The 17,192-nt window shown below is 66.8% G+C and carries 18 protein-coding genes; 14 read left to right on the top strand and 4 right to left on the bottom strand.

Annotation, left to right across the window (positions count from 1 at the left end; translation table 11 throughout):
- Positions 1-144 precede the first annotated feature (144 nt).
- Entirely contained in the window at positions 145-708 is a 564-nt protein-coding gene (locus tag E1263_RS36800; protein WP_132176056.1) for a hypothetical protein, read from the top strand.
- On the opposite strand, the gene E1263_RS36795 is transcribed toward E1263_RS36800, so the two are convergent.
- Positions 705-2,135 (bottom strand): DHA2 family efflux MFS transporter permease subunit, encoded by a 1,431-nt coding sequence (locus E1263_RS36795; RefSeq protein ID WP_132176054.1) that lies wholly within the window; start codon positions 2,133-2,135, stop codon positions 705-707. The genes E1263_RS36800 and E1263_RS36795 overlap by 4 nt on opposite strands.
- 51 nt (positions 2,136-2,186) lie before the next feature.
- A complete protein-coding gene (locus E1263_RS36790; RefSeq protein WP_132176052.1) occupies positions 2,187-2,813 on the bottom strand; it encodes a DUF624 domain-containing protein in 627 nt (208 codons plus the stop codon).
- Between the two features lie 104 nt (positions 2,814-2,917).
- Here E1263_RS36790 and E1263_RS36785 point away from each other — a divergent pair, with 104 nt between their 5' ends.
- The 8 genes from E1263_RS36785 to E1263_RS36750 all read left to right on the top strand — a co-directional run bounded on the left by E1263_RS36785 (position 2,918) and on the right by E1263_RS36750 (position 10,351).
- On the top strand, positions 2,918-4,006 hold the full coding sequence (locus E1263_RS36785) for a substrate-binding domain-containing protein (RefSeq protein ID WP_132176050.1): 1,089 nt from the start codon (positions 2,918-2,920) through the stop codon (positions 4,004-4,006).
- On the top strand, positions 3,981-4,403 hold the full coding sequence (locus tag E1263_RS36780; protein WP_132176048.1) for a hypothetical protein: 423 nt from the start codon (positions 3,981-3,983) through the stop codon (positions 4,401-4,403). Before E1263_RS36785 ends, E1263_RS36780 begins: the two co-directional genes overlap by 26 nt.
- Positions 4,400-5,461: a hypothetical protein gene (locus E1263_RS36775; RefSeq protein ID WP_132176046.1), complete on the top strand. Its 1,062-nt coding sequence runs from the start codon at positions 4,400-4,402 to the stop codon at positions 5,459-5,461. Before E1263_RS36780 ends, E1263_RS36775 begins: the two co-directional genes overlap by 4 nt.
- Positions 5,462-5,594: 133 nt before the next feature.
- Complete coding sequence (locus tag E1263_RS36770) at positions 5,595-6,875, top strand: extracellular solute-binding protein (protein ID WP_132176044.1); 1,281 nt, start codon at positions 5,595-5,597, stop codon at positions 6,873-6,875.
- A complete protein-coding gene (locus E1263_RS36765; RefSeq protein ID WP_132176042.1) occupies positions 6,872-7,810 on the top strand; it encodes a carbohydrate ABC transporter permease in 939 nt (312 codons plus the stop codon). Before E1263_RS36770 ends, E1263_RS36765 begins: the two co-directional genes overlap by 4 nt.
- Positions 7,803-8,711, top strand: a complete 909-nt coding sequence (locus E1263_RS36760) for a carbohydrate ABC transporter permease (protein WP_132176040.1) — start codon at positions 7,803-7,805, stop codon at positions 8,709-8,711. Before E1263_RS36765 ends, E1263_RS36760 begins: the two co-directional genes overlap by 8 nt.
- Before the next feature lie 298 nt (positions 8,712-9,009).
- Complete coding sequence (locus E1263_RS36755; protein ID WP_132176038.1) at positions 9,010-9,600, top strand: 3'-5' exonuclease family protein; 591 nt, start codon at positions 9,010-9,012, stop codon at positions 9,598-9,600.
- Positions 9,578-10,351, top strand: coding sequence for a class I SAM-dependent methyltransferase (locus E1263_RS36750; protein WP_132176036.1), 774 nt, complete (start codon positions 9,578-9,580; stop codon positions 10,349-10,351). The genes E1263_RS36755 and E1263_RS36750 overlap by 23 nt, the downstream gene beginning before the upstream one ends.
- Here E1263_RS36750 and E1263_RS36745 read toward each other — a convergent pair.
- Positions 10,318-11,133: a nitroreductase/quinone reductase family protein gene (locus E1263_RS36745; protein WP_132176034.1), complete on the bottom strand. Its 816-nt coding sequence runs from the start codon at positions 11,131-11,133 to the stop codon at positions 10,318-10,320. The two genes, E1263_RS36750 and E1263_RS36745, sit on opposite strands and share 34 nt — an antisense overlap.
- Before the next feature lie 261 nt (positions 11,134-11,394).
- Between E1263_RS36745 and E1263_RS44170 the strand changes: the two genes are divergently transcribed.
- Positions 11,395-11,940 carry a TetR/AcrR family transcriptional regulator gene (locus E1263_RS44170; RefSeq protein WP_132176032.1) on the top strand — a complete coding sequence of 182 codons (546 nt, stop codon included), beginning with the start codon at positions 11,395-11,397 and terminating at the stop codon, positions 11,938-11,940.
- On the opposite strand, the gene E1263_RS36735 is transcribed toward E1263_RS44170, so the two are convergent.
- Complete coding sequence (locus tag E1263_RS36735; protein ID WP_132176030.1) at positions 11,937-12,563, bottom strand: VOC family protein; 627 nt, start codon at positions 12,561-12,563, stop codon at positions 11,937-11,939. The two genes, E1263_RS44170 and E1263_RS36735, sit on opposite strands and share 4 nt — an antisense overlap.
- Before the next feature lie 78 nt (positions 12,564-12,641).
- Here E1263_RS36735 and E1263_RS36730 point away from each other — a divergent pair, with 78 nt between their 5' ends.
- The 4 genes from E1263_RS36730 to E1263_RS36715 form a co-directional block, all read left to right on the top strand.
- On the top strand, positions 12,642-13,463 hold the full coding sequence (locus tag E1263_RS36730) for a class I SAM-dependent methyltransferase (RefSeq protein ID WP_132176028.1): 822 nt from the start codon (positions 12,642-12,644) through the stop codon (positions 13,461-13,463).
- Between the two features lie 86 nt (positions 13,464-13,549).
- Entirely contained in the window at positions 13,550-14,872 is a 1,323-nt protein-coding gene (locus E1263_RS36725) for a hypothetical protein (RefSeq protein ID WP_132176026.1), read from the top strand.
- A gap of 55 nt (positions 14,873-14,927) precedes the next feature.
- Positions 14,928-16,142, top strand: a complete 1,215-nt coding sequence (locus E1263_RS36720; protein ID WP_132176024.1) for an AAA family ATPase — start codon at positions 14,928-14,930, stop codon at positions 16,140-16,142.
- A partial coding sequence (locus E1263_RS36715; RefSeq protein ID WP_238161872.1) for a vWA domain-containing protein occupies positions 16,139-17,192 on the top strand: 1,054 nt, incomplete at its 3' end. The genes E1263_RS36720 and E1263_RS36715, both read left to right, overlap by 4 nt.

Here is a 17,192-nt window from a genome sequence, read left to right as displayed (position 1 = left end):
TCCTTCCCCATCCCACCCCCAGGCCCGAAACCCGATCCCTCACCCTGTGGACAAACCCCGTGCGATCATCGGTGAGATGAACTGGCGGAACAAGTGCGCCCCGGCCGCTGTCACCGCTGGCGCCATTGCCCGTCGCCGGGCGAGATGAGCGGGCGCGTCGACTGGCCTGGGCGCGGAGCCACCTGGCTTGGCGTCCCCGCCTTGGTGCTGGCGCTGATCGGCACCGGGATCCTGATCGACGCCCTCGACCGGCGAGATCTGGGCCGCGAGCTGCTCAACGCCGGCGGCGAGACCGTGGCCACGTCCGTCCAGCTTGATGTCTATCCCGGCAAAGGGGACCCGGGAATCGGCGAGGTGCGGGTCGAGTTCATAGCAGCTGGACAGCAGGTTCGGACGGTGTTGAGCGACTACCAGGACGATGCGCAAGGCATGCGCGAAGGAGCCCAGCCACCAGCCGCCGGGACGCGCTATGCGATGCCGCTCCAAATCGTCTACCGTCCGTCCGATCCATCGGTCGCACTGGCGGCTGCCGACGCTCACCTCTGGGTGGAGGACAGCGAAACCCGCCGAGTCTCGACCGGACTGGTCGTCGGCGGGTCCGCACTGGTTCTGGCGGCCATGGTGATGCTCACGATCGGCGCCCGCCGCCGGGGGCTCGCCTGGTGGAAGTGGTACGCCGATGCGCCGGCCCAGCACCGCCGTACTTAGATGTTCTTGCTGGGGCGCATGAAGATGTAGGCGACCAGGACTGAGACGGCGACGATGGCGGCGGCCACTGCGAAGGAGAAGTGGTAGCCGTTGGTGAGGGCCTGTAGCGAAGTGCTGCCGTTGGTGTGGGTGGCAGCGAGGGTCGCCAGGACGGCGAGGCCGAGGGCGGCGCCTACCTCGCCCATGGTGCCGATGAGGCCCGACGCGAGGCCGGCGTCCTCAGGCCGTACGTCGGCCATCGACAGACCCATCAGCGCGGGGAAGGCGATTCCACCGCCCAGCCCGAGCAGCGTCAGTACAGGGAGAACGTGTACGACGTAGCTGCCGCCGACCGGAGCTTGGGTGAAGAGGGCCAGCCCGACAGCCACGAGAAGCAGTCCGGCGATCAGGGGACGACGGGGGCCGTAGCGGGTGACCAGCTTCTCGGAGTACTTCACCGACAGCAGCCCCATGACCACAGTGGTCGGCAGGAACGCCAGTCCGATCTCCAGAGCGTCGTACCCGAGCACTCGCTGCAGGTAGAGCGAGCCGAGGAAGAAGATGCCGAACATGCCCGAGCTGGAGAGCGCTTGGACCACGTTGGCGCCGGACAGGTTGCGGGAGCGGAAGATGCGCAGCGGTACGAGCGGGTTGGCCGCAGTGGCCTCGCGGACCACGAAGCAGATCAGCAGAGTGATCGTCAGCAACGCCAGGGCGACAGTCCGGCCGGCAGTCCAGCCCAGCTCAGCAGCCGGCTTCACGATGGTGAACACTCCGAGCATCAGGGCCGCAGTGATCAGTACGGCGCCCGGTACGTCGGTGCCGCGCCCCATCCCGAGGCCCTTGTCCTTCTCGATCAGCTTCACGGCCAGTACGATGGCCAGAACGCCGATCGGCAGGTTGACGAAGAAAATCCAGTGCCAGCTGATCGCCTGGGTCAGTACGCCGCCGGCGAGCAGTCCGATCGATCCACCGGCCGATGCGACGAAGGCGTACATGCCGATCGCCTTCGCCTGCTCCCGCGGCTCGGGGAACAGCGTGACGATCATGCCGAGGATCACTGCGGAGGTGAGCGCGCCACCGATGCCCTGCGCGAACCGGGCGATCACCAGCATCTCCTGCGATCCAGCCAGCCCGCACCACACGGAGGCGATGGTGAAAACGACCAGTCCGGCGATGAAGACGTTGCGCCGGCCCAGTAGGTCACCAAGGCGGCCGGCCAGCAGGAGAAGGCCGCCGAACGCGATCAGGTACGCGTTCACCACCCAGGCCAGCGAGGAGCTGGTGAAACCGAGGTCGTCCTGAATCGCGGGCAGCGCCACGTTCACCACGGTGACGTCGAGCACGATCATCAACATGCCTGCACACAGTGTGTACAAAGCGAGCCAGCGCGAGCGGCCGCCCTGCGTGGCCGGCGTGGTCGCCAGGGAGTCGGTCGTCGCGTACATCTGGGTCTCCTTCGTGAGGGCGTCTACACCCTTACGTCGAACCGGAGACCCTCAGATTGACACCTCGCCCGAATCTTTTTCTTCCAGGCGCCGCCCGCCGCCCAACCAGTAGGCGATGAGCGCGGGAACCAGTCCGGACCCGACCACGAGCAGTGTCGGCACCTGCGACGCCAGCGCGAACCAGGTGAGCAGCCCGACCACACCGCCCGCCACCGGCAGCGACCGGCGCAGCAGGAACAGATTGGCCTGCCGGAACACGGTCTTCATCGACGCGTCGTCGCCCGCATCGCGCAGTACCGCCAGACCGCTCAGGTAAAGCCCGATGATCATCCCGGTCAGCGGAATCAGGATCACGAGCGCGAAAATCCGCGCCGGGCCGGTGGCATTCGCCCAGAAGGCCAGCCCGAAGGCGAGCATCACACCACCGAAGTACAGGCCGAACCCGGACAGCCAGAACCGCTTGAACGCCCACTTGAACTCGCGGAAGAACATCCGCATCATCCCGGTCCGCTCCTGGCTGATCGCCTCCGGCAGCACCCGTTGCAGCGCGAACGCCGCCGGGAACAGCGTGATGATCCCGGCGCTGATCACCAGGAAGGTGAGCTGCAGCAGGAGCAGGTCGCCGACCACTGTCAGTTTCGCCAACACGGAGTTGGTCCGGCCGCCGGTCTGTTCCACTGGTTCGCCTCCTCGTTTCAACGCGCATTCCGAATGTGCCCAGGTTGATCGTATGATCACAAACAATCATCAGAAATCACAGGTCCACAGAAACCGGGGAGCGCATGCTTGCATCGGAGCGCCACGAGCTGATCTTGCGGAGCCTGCGCCGCCACGGCCGGCTCCGGGTGGGCGAGCTGGTCGCCGAGCTGGGCGTTTCCGCGATCACAGTACGCCGGGATCTGGCCGAGCTCGACGGTGCCGGGCTCCTCCGCCGCGTGCACGGCGGCGCCATCGGCACCAGCCCCGCCGATCAGAGCGCTCCGGGTGAACGGCTGACGATCGGCATCGTCGTACCGAGTGCATCGACGTACTACACCGACGTCATCCGCGGCGCCGAAGCAACCGCAGCCCGGTACGGCGCCCGCCTGGTCCTTGGCGTCTCCGGCTACGACCCGGCCACCGAGCTGGAGCGCATCGAGAAGGTCCTCGGCATCGGCGTCGCCGGCCTCCTCCTCAGCACCGCCTACGGCGACGGCGACGCGAGCCTCATCGGCGCCCGCCTGGACGCAGTCGACGTCCCCCTGGTCCTGATGGAACGCGCCTTCGGCTTCCCCGACGTCGCCCGCGAATACGACCACGTCCGCACCGACCACGCGTACGGCGCCATGCTCGCCCTCCGCCACTTCGCGAGCCTCGGCCACCGCCGCATCGCGGTCAGCCTCCAACCCACCGTCACCGCCCACTGGCTCCGCCGCGGCATCGAACAAGCCGCGACCACCCTCGGCATCGACATCTACATCTCGCCGCTGGAGCTTCCCCAGACCGGCGACGACCCAGCCTCCCTGGCGCAGCTCGACGCCTTCCTCACCGAATGCGAAGCCTTCGGCGCCCGAGCGACGCTGATCCACTCCGACGAACAGGCCGCCCGGCTGGTGGAGCGCGCCATGGAGCGCGGCATGCGTGTGCCGGAGGATCTGGCTGTCGTGGTCTACAACGATGTCACCGCGGCCCTCGCGGTGGTCCCACTCACGGCTGTGTGCCCGCCTAAGTTCGCCCTCGGCGAGACCGCGTGCGAGCTGTTGCTGCGGAAACTCCAGTCCAAACCCGGGCCGGTGCAGCACCTCTCACTGCTCCCGACGCTCAATCTCCGCGCTTCGTGCGGCGCTCAAACGGTAGATTCAGCGCATGGACTACGAGCAGTTCAAGGTTGAGAGCGACAAGGTCTTCGCCGTGCTCGGCGACAAGGACCTGCCGGTCACACTTGCGGATGACATCGCTCGGCTGAAGGATCTCGCTGCCACCGTCGAGGATCCTCAGGATCGCTGGGATGCCGAAGGCGACATCGTGAGTATCGAGGGCATCCTCCAAGCGGGTGAGGGCGCAGACGAGGAGCCGTGGTCGGACGCGATGAACCAGGCGGTCCAAGCGCACGCTCGGGCTACTGACGACAGCGGCACACCTGCCGAGCGCATCGCTCGCGCCCGTGCCGGGATCACCGCCATCAGCCGGATCGCCGACACCGCTCCCGCGAATGAGCAGGCTGCGATCGTCGAGATGAACGAGTCCCTGCTGATGCTGGCGGAGGCGTTGGAGCCCGACGCAAGGTGAAGGCCACCAGCTATCAGGAGTTGATGGCGGAGCAGGCCAGGGCCGCTGTCCGCGTCTCTGGCGCCCACCACTCCTCCTGGAACGGGAGGGTCGGCGCGACCGATCCCAAGGAGAAGATTCGCGGCTCGGTCAGCTGGGACCACACGATCAATTACTCCGACCGCTTGGTGGCCGCTCCGCTCAAGGACATGTTCGAGAACGCCCGGGTCTATAACCAGGACGCTGACACGCTGCGGTCCTATCGCGAGGCGATCAAGACCGTCCACCACGAGAACACGCACGCCCTCGCCGCTGAGGGAACCGAACACGCTGACGGCAAGGCGGCCTACCAGAGACTCCCGGAGAAGGCGCTCGAAGAAGGCATTACCGAGGTCCACAGTTACGACAACCTCAACGAGTACATCGACGAGCTCGGGCTCGAAGAGATCGCCCCTGGTATCAAATCGGCAGAGGCAAGGGGGTCGTACGACCACTACACCCCAGCTGCTCGTCGCTTTACCGAAGGTATCTCGCGCGAAACAGGCGTGGAGACTTCCGAGGTGGTTCGGCGGCTCGCTGTCGTCAACCCCGAGCAGAAGTTCCGTGCTGCGGCCGAGATGCTCTACGAAGGTAGCGATCTGCCTGGAAAGGTTCCGGCGCAAGAGCGCGGCGCCGCGGTTCAACGGATCGAGACGGCCATGAAGCCTCCGATGGCAGGGCTGAAGGCGCTGGGCGAGGAGCCGGATCGGAACACTAGGCGACGCGAGTCGGCACGTGCCGGTGACGGAGCGTTCAGGGCGGGTCGGGCAGAGGTACGAGCGCTGAGCAAGGAGTGGGGGCAGCCCGCACCCGAGACTCGGGTGGAGCGGGCAGTCGCGGCCGAGCAACAGGCCGGGCCCCAGACTGCGGACAGCGCGAAGCAGCAGGAACTCCCCGCCGACCTGGCGACCGCCGTACACGCGAGTCGTTCTGGCTCTGAACCACTCACTTCGGCCAGTCGGCTGGGCGAGGATCAGATGGGCTCGCGCCGCTCCGGATCCCAATCCACCCCCGAGCGCACCCCTGAAATCCAGCGCTGATCCAGTCCGCTGCGCGGAACTCTGATCGTTCCAGTTCCGGTCCTGATCGAAAGTGATCATTCGAGCGTCGAGGTCTTGACGAGGAAAGCCCTTTCCCATACTTTCGCTGCACTTGATGCGAAGGAGTTCCCCTGTGAGACGTTCCGTGGGACTGACTGTGCTGGCCGCGGCCCTTGCCGTTGTGGTCAGCAGTTGTGGCAGCGGGGTGATCGACAAGAGCACGGATGGCGTTGCGCCGGCTGAGGCCACCGGGACGTTGCGGGTGTTGCTCCCGTCGTTCCCGCCCAGCAACGAGGGGCGGCAACAGTTCCAGAAGGTCGTCGACGACTTCCACAAGGCTTATCCGAAGATGAAGGTCGAGCCGGACTTCGCGACGTACAACAACTTGAACGAGAAGATGTCGACCTCGATCGCGGCCGGCATCCCGTACGACGTCATGGTCACCGGCGTCGGGTGGATCCAGCCGTTCGCGTCGAAGCGGATCTTCGCCGACCTCGGTGAGTTCGGTCTGACGCCGGACGTGATCCGGGAGAAGAGCCTGGCGGCGCTGATCCCCGCGGTCACCTACGACGGCAAGATGTACGGGTACCCGCTGCTGGCGGACACCCGTGCGGTCGCGCTCCGCAAGAGTGCGTTCATCGAGGCGGGCCTGGACCCGGAGAAGCCGCCGACGTCGCTGGCCGAGATCAAGATCGCGGCCGAGAAACTGACCAAGCGCGACAAGGGCGGCAACATCACCCGGAGCGGTTTCGACCTCGCGTCGGCGACCGGGTTCCGGCAGTCGTTCACCACCTTCCTCGCGTCGACCGGTAAGCCGCTGTACGTCGGTGGCGAGCCGAACTTCGACAACAAGGAGGGGCTGGACACCCTGTTGTGGATCAAGTCGATGATCAACAACGTCCAGCCGTACGGGCAGGTGAACGCGGCCCAGCAGCCGCTCGTCTACTCCGGCGAAGCCGCGATGGGGATCGTCGGTGGCGCTGTCGACTGCAGCACCGGCGGTAAGGGCATCGGCCAGAAGACTTGTGACGATCTGAAATTCTTCCGCTTCAACAGCGGCAAGGAGATCGAGTACATGGGTGGTGACCTGGCGTCGATCGGGTCGCGCAGCAGGCACAAGCAGGCGGCCTGGGCGTTCATCCAGTCGATGACCCAGCCGACCACGCTCGACGCGATGGCCAAGCTGAACAAGAAGCTCCCGGCGTACAAGGATGCGGTGAACTCGCCGCAGGCGAAGTCGAACCCGCTGAGCAAGTTCGTCGCCGAGGGGCTGGACAAGGCCGCGAACGAGAACGAGGTCCCGCCGAACTGGCTCGAGATGCGGGGCAACTTCGACATCCAGCTCACCCAGGCCGTCCTCGGGCAAAAGGATCCCGCGACGGTGCTGCACAACCTGGCAGGACAAAGCCGATGAGCACAACACTCGAGCGCCCGGCGCTCGCCGCCTCGGGCAAGTCCGCGGTGGCCAAGGACAAGGGCACGCTGACCCGCAGCCAGGTCCGCACCGGTTGGGCCCTGCTGACGCCGGCGCTGCTGCACTCCGGCATCTTCATCGTGATCCCGGTGGTCGCCGTACTGGTGCTTTCGCTCACTGACTACAGCTTCGGTGACACCTGGTCGTGGGTCGGATTCGGTAACTACAGCGACCTTTTCGGCGACGTCGACTTCCAGGCGGCGCTGTGGCACACGGTGCTGTACGCGCTGATCGTCATCCCGATCTCGATGGCGCTCTCGCTGGCCGTCGCGATCGGGCTGAACCAGAAGATCCGCGGGATCGGCTTCTTCCGGACCGCGTTCTACATCCCGACCGTCACCGCGACGGTTGCGGTCGCGACGATCTGGCTGTGGATCTACAACCCGGGCTCCGGTCTCGCGAACGGCTTCCTTAGTCTCTTCGGCTTCGCGCCGAACCGCTGGCTCGCTGATCCCAACACGGCGCTGGGCTCGCTGATGGTCGTCGGTATCTGGCAGGGCCTCGGCACCAAGATCATCATCTACTTGGCCGCGTTGCAGGGCGTGTCGCGCGACCTGCTCGAGTCTGCGGACATCGACGGCGCTTCGCGGTGGCAGAAGTTCCGCAACGTGACGCTGCCGGCGCTCGGCCCGGTACAGTTCTTCGTGCTGATCACGTCGATCGTCGGCACGTTCCAGGTCTTCGACCTGGTCTACGTGATGACGCGTGGTGGGCCCGGTAGTGAGACGCGCGTACTGGTGCTGGACATCTACCAGAACGCGTTCCAGGACCTGAAACTCGGCTATGCGTCCGCCGAGACCGTGATCATGATGATCGTGATCGCCGTCTTCATCGGTGTCGGGCGCCTGCTCCAGAGGGCGGATACCAATGACTAGCGCCACCTTGCCGGCGGTCGCTTCGGCCTCGACCAAGCCGTCGGCGGTCCGGCCGGGCCGGATCCTGCTGTACGTCGTCCTGATCATCGGCGCGCTGCTGATGATCACGCCGTTCCTGTGGATGGTGCTGACGGCGTTCAAGAGTGAGCTCGAGATCCTCAAGTTCTCGTGGCTGCCTGGTGAGCTGCGCTGGAGCAACTTCAGCGAAGCGATGCAGACCGCGCCGTTCCTGCGCTACTTCCGCAACAGCGCGCTGATCGCGATCGGTGAGACCGCGTTCACGCTGCTCATCTGTACGACGGCCGGCTACGCGCTGGCGAAGATGCCGTTGAAGGGCGGGAAGTGGCTGCTCGGCTACTTCATCGTGCTGCTGCTGGTGCCGTTCCAGATCATCCTGGTGCCGCTGTTCATGATCGTGAAGTCGATCCCGCTGTTCGGCGGAAACAACATCCTCGGCCAGGGCGGTATCGGCTGGCTGAACTCCTGGTGGGGCCTCATCATCCCGCTCGGCGCCGCACCCTTCTTCACCTTCCTGGCCCGGCAGTTCTTCGTTTCGCTCCCGGACGAACTGGCCCAGGCGGCCCGCGTCGACGGACTCGGTGAGTTCGGCATCTTCTGGCGGATCATGACGCCGCTGATCAAGCCGGCGCTCATCACCATCGCCGTCTTCCAGATCGAAGCGGCCTGGAACGGTTTCCTCTGGCCGCTGATGATCACCACCTCGGACGAGATGCGCCCGCTCCAGCTGGGGCTCGCGATCTTCTCCCAGAACCCGGCCGAGATCCAGTGGCCGTACCTGATGGCCGGTACGGCGCTCGCCACGCTGCCGATGATCATCCTCTTCGTCTTCGCGCAGAAGCGCTTCGTCGAAGGTATGGCGAACGTCGGCATCAAGGGCTGACCGGTCCGACAACGAAAACAGGTGCTCACCCCGCCCCGGGTGAGCACCTGTTCGTTTTTCCCCCCAACGTGCGGTGATCCCGAAGAAGCACCGGAGCGTTCCGCTGGCCCCCCATCGGCACGCTCACTCGTCATATCGTGACGATCCGCCAGCCGTTACACGTTCCGTACGGTTTTTTCGGCGAATTCCCGGACGATTTCTTCTCTATCAGGCAATCTTCCAGAAATTGTCACGTCACGCAGCGTCACGCTGACGCTGCGTGACAGAGCTGTCGGTGGCGATCGCCAGACTGATCCTCATGCCAATCGTTTTTGTCGACCTCGAGACCACGAGCCTCCGCGAACCCTGGCTGCCGGGTGGGCGGCAGATCTGGCAACTGGCGGTGATCCGCCGCGAGGACGACGGCCGCGAGACGTCGTACAACCGCTTCGTCCCGTTGCGCGAACTGGACCTCGACCGCGCAACGTCACAGGCGCTCACGATCAGCCGCTTCGAGCGCCACCCGGAGTCGAACGGCTCTGACACCGATGTCGCCACCGGCCGCGAGATCGCCGAGCTGATGGTCGAGCTCACCGCCGACCAGCCCGTGTGGGTCGGCGCAGCGCCTTGGATGGATGCGAACGACGTACTGCATCTGATGTCCGTTCACGGGTTGGTGCCGCTGGACGCGGCTGATGTTCCGTGGGACTTCCGGCTGGTGTGCGTGATCAGCCAGTTGCTCGGGCGCACTGGTCTGCCGCCGACGGCCGCGGTTGGGGAGATGGCGGCGCTGGTCGGGATCGACCAGTCGGCCTATGCGATTCACGATGCGTTGGCGGATACGTATTTCGCTCGCGACCTGTTCGATGCGCTGACACGATCGGGGGATGGACGAGGTGGTGCGGGGTAATCGGGTCGTGTGGGAGCAGGCTTCGACGAAGCATGTTCGGGAGTACGACGAGTTGCTGGAGCAGGCCCGGGGTGGGGCGGATCTGTTCCCGCGGGAGCTGGAGTTGTTGGGGCCGGTGCTGGCGGGTGGGCCGACTGTTGTGCATTTTCAGAGTGGGCATGGGGTGGACGACCCGGCGCTCGTGCGCGCGGGGGCTCGGGTTGTGGTGGGGATCGACTACAGCGTGGTTGCGGCGGGGGCGGCGCAGCGACGGGCCACGGAGATCGGCACGCCGTGTCGCTACGTTGCGGCTGAGGTTCCCGGCGTACCGGTGCGTGATGAGTGTGCGGACCTTGTGTACACCGGCAAGGGCGCGGTGATTTGGATGCGCGACATCGACGCGTGGGCGCGGGATGTGGCGCGGGTGCTGCGGCCGGGCGGCAGCCTCTTTGTGTACGACGCGCATCCGGCGGTGCCGCTGTGGACGTGGGATGAGGACGAGCCGCGGATCCGCCCGGACCGCAGCTACTTCGCCGAGTCGCATGTCAACGACACCTTCCCCGGTGACGGTGCGCGCGAATGGCAGTGGACGCTCGGCCAGTTCGTCACTGCGGTCTCACGGGCAGGGCTGCAGCTCGACGTACTGGAGGAGTACGCCGAGCCGTTCTGGCGGCCCGGCGACGGGACCACGGCTGCTGCGTGGTCCGGCCGCCTGCCTAACGCCTACGCCCTACTGGCTCACAAGAACGCGAGCAGCGCGGCTTCTTCGTGATCCAGGTGTTTGTTGAGCACCGCGACGATGCGGTCGATCTCGGGGAGTAGATCGGGGCGCGGTGTGGTGAGGAGTTTCTCCAGCTCCTCAAGGTGTACGGCGAGTTGGTCGTGCTCCTGGAGTAGTGCGTTGATCTCGTCGGACAGCTCGGGGTGCTGTTGGAGCAGGCCGGGGAAGATCCCTTGCGACTCGCCGATGTGATGATGATGGAGCCCCTGGCACAGCGTGAGGCAGTTGACGCGGAGCTGCGCCCCGATCCCCGCCGTACCGGATTTGGCGACCTCATCGCGGATCAACGCCAGCTCGTGACGGAACGTCTTGTGGATTCGAATCAGCAGATCGGCGAACGAACCACCACCCCGCGGCGGGCCGATCTGCTTCTGGGTAAGGGCAATCACGGGGATCGTGCGCGTCGTACCGGCCTGGTATTTGCCCCAGCCCTCGTCCGCCTCGACAAGTCGGGCGAACACCTCGTCCCGCTCGGGACCTTCAAGCGGTACGGCGTTCGCCTGGTAGGTGAACAGGCCGGACTCGACTGTGACCTCGGGGTTGGCGAGCAGGTTGAGGTACCAGTCGGGGTGCTTGTCGGCGCCGCCGGCCGAGCCGACGACGAGTACGCGACCGCCATCGGGGTAGTACCCGATGATCGCGGTGTGCGGTCGGCCCGTACGGCGACCGGTCGTTGTCAAGAGCAACATTCTCGCGTCGGCGAACGGCCCGCTCAGTCGGCCGTCGTTCGCGCGGAACTCAGAGATCAGTGCATCGGAAAAAGGGTTCGGCATTCTCTTCTCTCGGTTGGGGGTACTGCGTTGGTGCGGTGAGAGAAGAGATGAGGGCGGCCCGCGGGCGGCCCCTTCGGCGCTCAGAGAGCGACCGGGAACCCAACTCGTGCATGGCGTTTAGCCGACCCGGTAGTCACAGCGATCAGCCTAGACGGATCCCCAGGCCATCACAATCCCTTTGCGGCGGGCCGGTCCCGCCTGGGCGCTCCGACGCGGAGCAGTTGTGATGGCGTGGCGGTCCGCATGCCCGACAATGGCCGGGTGACCGAGACCCCACTGCGCGACCGCCTGGTCCAGGCCGGCGTCGAACTCCTCGAGTCTGAGGGGCTGGCGAATCTCACCCTCCGCGCGATCGCCCGCCGTGCCGGCGTCTCTCACGGCGCCCCGCGCCGCCACTTCCCAACCCACAATGCCCTCCTGGCCGCCATCGCCGCCACCGGCCTCACCGACCTCGCCACCCGCCTCGCGTTGCCGGCCTCCGGCGCCGTTGAAGACCGCCTGGCCGCCGCCGCCCAGCGCTACCTCGAGTTCGCCGCCGAACGCCCAGGCATGTTCGACCTGATCTTCCGCCACGATCTCCTGGCCGGGGCCGGCGGAAATCTCCGCGCCCAGTCCCTCCCGCTCTTACAAACCTTCGCCGACCTGATCGCCCAAGTGCACCCCGCCGACGCGCAACTCCGAGCCGTAGCCCTCTGGACCAACCTGCACGGCCTCACCACCCTCCGAGCCACCCAGACCCTCGACCTCCTCGAGAACCTGGACCTCCCCGCACTAGTCCGTCACGTCGTCAGAACTCACCTGCTCTAGTCGCGTCCCACCCACGTGGCCACACAAACTTCGTTGCCCTCGGCATCGGATAGCACCCACCACTTCGGCGCGTGCGCATCCGACACCAGTCGCCCGCCTGCCGCCAGCGCCGCTGCCACGCGCGCCTCGGCCTGGTCGTGCGCCACGGCGACGTCCACATGAATCCGATTACGCCCCTCGCGAGCCACGTCCATCTCCTGCAGTCCAACGGCAGGCCCGCGCCGCAACGGGTCGTACAGGTAGTCATCCCCGATCTGCCCATACCCCAGCACCGCTCGCCAGAACGGCAGCACGTCGGCGCCCACCAACGCATCCACCGTCACATTGACGACCTGTACGACGCTCGGGTCGGACCGCAACCCCAGTCCCGCCGCTGCCTCCGAGATCTGCCGTGCCAACGCAACATCCCGCCGCCCCAACGAGACGGTCACTCCGCCGGCCCGCAGGTCAACCGCCAGATACTCCGCGCCCTCCCCGGCCACCCGTGCGATCTCCCCGGCAAACGCCGTACCGGCAGCCAGCGATGCAGTCCGAAAATGCGCCGACACCAGGTGATAGACCGACCGCCAATCTTCCACTCCAGCAGCCGAATGAAACTCCCCAGCCGTTACCCGTGCACCCATGGGCCGCAAACTACCCGACGGCCGCGAGGGGTAGCCATGGCGCAGGAAAGTCGTACGATCGGAGACCGAGGGGGAATGATGGACGGGCATGGTTCGGATGCGGTGTTCGTGGGCTCGATTCCTGAGTTCTACGACGAGTACATGGTGCCGATGATCTTTGCGGCGTACGCCGAGGATCTCGCTCGCCGCGTGGTGGCGCTCGACCCTGGGCGAGTGCTTGAGGTCGCCGCGGGGACTGGCGTGGTCACGCGTGCCGTGATGCGCATGGTGCCCGGTACGGCGGAGCTGGTGGCAACCGACCTCAACCAGGCGATGCTCGACCAGGCCGAGGCGACCGGTACGGCGCGACCAGTGCGCTGGCAGCAGGCCGACGCCATGCAACTGCCGTTCGAGGACGCGACGTTCGATGTGGTGTTCTGCCAGTTCGGAGTGATGTTCTTCCCGGACAAGGTGCGCGCCTTCGCCGAAGCGCGCCGTGTCCTGCGTCCTGGCGGGACGCTGTTGTTCAACGTGTGGGACAGCCTTGCAGACAACGAGTTCGCGGGCCTCCTCGAAAGCGTTCTCGCAGGTCTGTACCCCGCAGACCCGCCACGCTTCATGGGGCGCACACCGCATGGGTACTTCGATCTAGCGACGATCGCGAATGATCTGACCGCCGCGGGGTTCACGACCTCCCCGCACCACGAAACGATCGCGGCCCGCAGCCACGCGCGGTCAGCGCAGGCAGCCGCGATCGCCTACTGCCAGGGCACACCCCTACGCGCCGAGATCGAGGCCCGCGCCACCCCAGACCTGGCCGCCGCAACCGCGGCTTGCGCCGAAGCCCTCGCGCAGCGCTACGGACCGGGTCCGATCGAGGGAAAGATCCAGGCCCACATCATCACCGTGAAAGAGGCCTGACAGATCGTCCGTCCGGCGCTTATGATTCCAGAGATGACTAACTCCTCGTACGGATCGGGGGAATCGTTCGCGCAAGGTGAGTGCTGATGGCACCTACCGCGACTACGATTCCGGCCCGCCTGCAGATGTGGCGGCGCGTGCGCGAGTACGCCGTACCGCCGTCCATGATCGAGACCGCCACCGCACGACGTGCGGCTGGTGACTGGGCCGGGGCTTGTGCCGCCGCCCGCGTCGACACCGATCTCGACCTCCGTGCTGTGCGTGATCGCTACGGCACCGAACTCGTCGCTCGCCTCCGGGCGGACCTGCGCCGCTTGGCGCCAGATCTGCTCCGCTGGCACCTGCCCCGGGTCGCTCCGGATGGGCGGCTCAGACCTGGGCTGACCATCGTTCTGAGCCGCTACGGTGCGACTCCGCTGCAGTTGGTGGTGCGGACACCGCCGACCTGGGCGGATGCCGGGCAGCGGATGTCCCTGGCTGTGTGGGATCCCGGGATCAGCGGCCCGCGGCAGCACCCGCACCCACGGCCCAGCCGGCGTTTCCGGCTCGACCTGCATCGGCACCTCTGGGACTCCACCCGGTACGGCGAACTCGCGGCGCGGTGCGGTGCGGTCGATTGGTCCAGAGAGGCTGAACTGCTCCTGGCTGATGCGGGCCGGTTGGACGGGATATTCGCCGTACGGCGCGGTTCGCGGTCTTACGCCGTACTCGAACTGGTTGCCCCTGACAACAGTCATGTGCCGACGGTGCGACTGCTGCGAGACGTGCTGTCGGCACAGGACATCCCAGTACTGCCGGAGGCGGCGGCCCAGGTCCTGCCAGACCTTGATCTGCTGCAGGCCGGGCTGATCACAGTTGACCGGCTGCATCCGCTCGTCGCCACAGCTCTGGCGGCGGTCGGACCAGCATCGCCAGCGGACGCAGCTCTGCCGCTGCGCGACCCACACCGGGTCGAGTGTCGAGGCGAGATGCACCGGATTGAGCTGCGCGGTGGCGCACTGGCGGCGATCGATCACGACCCGGCGCAGCTACGCCGGGAGGAGCTCCTGGCTGCGCTGGGCGGGCCGCCGCTGCCCTGCCTGCGGGCGATCGACGCGGCGCTCCGTGATCCGGAGGAGCTCCCCGCGGTCCGGGAGCGGATCGGGCACGGCGACATCGCCGGAGCCCTGGACGTTCTCGAAGGGCTGCTCGGGCCAGGCGCGATTCTTCGTCAAGGGCCGCTCCGGGACGAGCTGGAAACGGCTCTGGCCCGCCGCGTCGACCACGGGTTGTTCCGTTCTGGGCTGGTCTCCGCCGTCGGTGCAGTCGGCCGGGGAGCGTGTCTGGCTTGGGACTGGAAGCACGTGGTCAACCGCCGGGTGCCAGTCGCGATGCGTCGCAAGCGTGGCCGCCGTACCAGCGCAGTCTGACCAATTCTTTGGGACGGGTTCGCCCCGTCCCCTGATCACACTCCAGGTGATGCCTATGACTACTGCCCTGCCCGCACTCGACGTGGCCGCGGACCTCTTGGCCCTGCTACGCACGACTACCACTGAGCCACGTCCCGACGAACAGCTCGAAGCCCTCACTCTGGCCGTCGCGGCCGATCTACCAGTACTGCTCTGGGGCGAGCCTGGCATCGGTAAGACTGCCGCCCTGACCCAGCTCGCTGCCTCTCTCGACCTGCCGCTGACGACCGTCATCGCCAGCGTTCATGAGCCGACCGACTTCTCCGGGCTGCCCATCATCGGCGACGACCCAGCGGTGCAGGGAGTGCCGATGGCGCCGCCGCAGTGGGCGGTCGACCTTGTCCGGGCCGGACGGGGACTGCTCTTTCTGGACGAGCTCTCCACCGCCACCCCGGCTGTCCAGGCTGCGCTGCTCCGCGTTGTTCTGGAACGCAAGGTCGGCGCACTGCAGCTACCGCCCGCCGTACGGATCGTGGCTGCCGCCAACCCGCGAGCTTCGGCCGCAGACGGGTGGGAGCTGAGCCCACCACTCGCGAACCGTTTCGTGCACCTGTACTGGGTGCACGACCGGGAGGTGGTGGTGCGCGGGCTCGGCGGGACCTGGCCGCGAGCAGAGCTGCCCGCGCTGGTGCCGGAGCGACTGACAGAGGCAGTGACCTACGCCCGGCGCGCAGTCTGCAGCTTTCTGGAGTCCAGGCCGACACTGATCCACCGGCTGCCGAGCACCGAGACTCGACGCGGCGGCGCCTGGCCTTCACCTCGCAGCTGGGAGGCCGCGTTGACACTGCTGGCCTTCGGTACGGCGGCCGCTGTCTCCCGGGACGTACTGGCGTTGCTGGTGCGAGGCGCGGTGGGGGACGGACCAGGTCTTGAGCTCCTTGCCCACCTGGACCGGATGGAGCTCCCGGACCCGGAGTCCCTGCTGGCAGACCCGGCCTCCGCCGAACTGCCTGAGCGTGGTGATCTACGACAGGCCGCACTAGAAGCGGTAGTAGCCGCCGTAGGCGCACGGCCGGAGCGGGCGCGCTGGGAGGCGGGCTGGGCAATCCTGGTCCGGGCGCTGGAGACCGGCGTACCGGATCTGTTGGTCGCCCCGGCGATGGCGCTGGCCGCATTGCGGCGCGATGACTGGGAGGTACCGGAGACCGTGGAGCGGCTCTCCGGGGTAGTCGGTATCGCTCGGCTGGCAGACCAGTCAGTGGAGCGCACTGCCGTAGCGGCGCGCGGATGAAGCGAGTCCCGTTGGACATGGAGAAGCTGCTGACGGCACGGCTGCACGCAGTCAAGGTCCGTCCTTACCTGGCCAGCGCACTCTTCGCACTGCAAGTCGTAGAGGACAGGTCGGTACCGACCATGGCGGTCGACGCGCACTGGCGGTGCTACGTCTCACCTGGCTTCGTGATGCGCACCCCAGTTGAGGAACTCGCTGGTGTCTGGGTGCATGAGGTTTCCCACTTACTCCGAGATCACCACGGTCGTGGTGAGCGATATGCGCGGGAGAACAAGGCGTACGGACCGGGGGAGCGGCTGCGGCAGAACATCGCCGCCGATTTCGAGATCAACGACGACATCTACGGCGACGGGCTGCCTCAGCCTGCCGGAGCGGTCCTGCCGTCGCTGCTGCGACTGGACAGCGGTCTACTGATGGAGGAGTACCTGCGCAGTACGTCGATGTCCGGCCTCACCGGTGAGCTGGCCTGGCTGGACTGCGGAAGCGGGGCCGATGGCCACGAACGCCCGTGGGAGCTGGGATCCGGCGGGGCGAACGGATTGAGCAAGCAGCAACGGGACGCCGTCCGCTTCCGTGTCGCGGAAGGAATCAAGGGCCGACCGGGCGATGCGCCGCAGGGCTGGCGCCGGTGGGCAGACGAAGCCTTCCACCCGCCACAACCGTGGCGCCAACTACTGGGTGCAGCGATCCGCTCCGCCGTGAGCGCCTCCGGGGCAGGCGACGACTACAGCTACCGGCGCCCGTCCCGCCGATCGGCCGCCGTACCGGGTGTCCTTCTACCAAGCCTCCGCCGAATGCCGCCCAAGGTCTGCATCGTGATCGACACCTCAGGCTCGGTGAGCGACGCCGAACTGGGCAGTGCCCTGCTAGAGGTAGCTGCGATCTCGCGAGCAGCCGGCGGCCGCCGCGACCTGGTGTCAGTCATCTCCTGCGACGCAGCCGCCGGCGTAGCCGTCCCCCTCTGCCAGGCCGAGCACCTAGAACTGATCGGCGGCGGCGGAACAGACCTACGCACCGGCTTCGCCCAAGCCCTCCGCACCCACCCAGACG

The sequence above is a fragment of the Kribbella antibiotica genome (assembly GCF_004349055.1).
Taxonomy (GTDB): domain Bacteria; phylum Actinomycetota; class Actinomycetes; order Propionibacteriales; family Kribbellaceae; genus Kribbella; species Kribbella antibiotica.
The sequence above is the reverse complement of the archived record's forward strand: the minus strand, read 5'-3'. Positions and strand labels throughout refer to the sequence as shown.

Bases quoted from the DNA above. Each gene is read 5' to 3' on its own strand.
- E1263_RS36730 (WP_132176028.1), top strand. From the start codon at position 12,642: ATGGACGGGCATGGTTCGGATGCGGTGTTCGTGGGCTCGATTCCTGAG.
- E1263_RS36750 (WP_132176036.1), top strand. From the start codon at position 9,578: ATGGACGAGGTGGTGCGGGGTAATCGGGTCGTGTGGGAGCAGGCTTCG.
- E1263_RS36755 (WP_132176038.1), top strand. From the start codon at position 9,010: ATGCCAATCGTTTTTGTCGACCTCGAGACCACGAGCCTCCGCGAACCC.
- E1263_RS36765 (WP_132176042.1), top strand. From the start codon at position 6,872: ATGAGCACAACACTCGAGCGCCCGGCGCTCGCCGCCTCGGGCAAGTCC.
- E1263_RS36800 (WP_132176056.1), top strand. From the start codon at position 145: ATGAGCGGGCGCGTCGACTGGCCTGGGCGCGGAGCCACCTGGCTTGGC.
- E1263_RS36735 (WP_132176030.1), bottom strand. From the start codon at position 12,563: ATGGGTGCACGGGTAACGGCTGGGGAGTTTCATTCGGCTGCTGGAGTG.
- E1263_RS36785 (WP_132176050.1), top strand. From the start codon at position 2,918: ATGCTTGCATCGGAGCGCCACGAGCTGATCTTGCGGAGCCTGCGCCGC.
- E1263_RS36725 (WP_132176026.1), top strand. From the start codon at position 13,550: ATGGCACCTACCGCGACTACGATTCCGGCCCGCCTGCAGATGTGGCGG.
- E1263_RS36795 (WP_132176054.1), bottom strand. From the start codon at position 2,135: ATGTACGCGACGACCGACTCCCTGGCGACCACGCCGGCCACGCAGGGC.
- E1263_RS36720 (WP_132176024.1), top strand. From the start codon at position 14,928: ATGACTACTGCCCTGCCCGCACTCGACGTGGCCGCGGACCTCTTGGCC.
- E1263_RS36745 (WP_132176034.1), bottom strand. From the start codon at position 11,133: ATGCCGAACCCTTTTTCCGATGCACTGATCTCTGAGTTCCGCGCGAAC.
- E1263_RS36780 (WP_132176048.1), top strand. From the start codon at position 3,981: ATGGACTACGAGCAGTTCAAGGTTGAGAGCGACAAGGTCTTCGCCGTG.
- E1263_RS36760 (WP_132176040.1), top strand. From the start codon at position 7,803: ATGACTAGCGCCACCTTGCCGGCGGTCGCTTCGGCCTCGACCAAGCCG.